This window comes from Mycobacterium sp. NGS17 (assembly GCF_059813205.1).
In genome coordinates, this window is the sequence record NZ_JCALED010000045.1 from 1 (window position 1) to 419 (window position 419).

1 protein-coding gene is annotated in these 419 nt (G+C 65.9%); it reads left to right on the top strand.

Features of this window, described 5'->3' with window-relative positions:
- Positions 1-419: AMP-binding enzyme (locus AC5Y7E_RS24280; protein ID WP_499950960.1), on the top strand; the 419-nt coding region annotated here is incomplete at both ends.

Genomic DNA, 419 nt, shown 5'->3' on the forward strand with positions numbered 1-419 from the left:
GCGGGTCGCGGTGTGAGTTGTGGCTATGTGCGGCGGGCGGGGTTGACGGCGTCGCGGTTTGTGGCGTGTCCGTTTGGTGGTAGCGGGGCGCGGATGTATCGCACCGGGGATTTGGTGCGGTGGCGTGCTGATGGGCAGCTCGATTATTTGGGTCGGGCTGATGAGCAGGTCAAGATTCGTGGGTATCGCATCGAGCTTGGTGATGTGCGTACGGCGTTGGCGGGGTTGGACGGGGTTGATGAGGCGGCGGTGATCGCCCGTGAGGACCGTCCCGGTGATAAGCGTCTGGTGGGTTATGTCACCGGGGGCGCGGAGCCCGCTCGGGTGCGTGCGGCGTTGGCTGATCGGTTGCCGCCGTATATGGTGCCGGCCGCGGTGCTGGCGATCGACGCTTTGCCGTTGACGGCCAACGGCAAGCT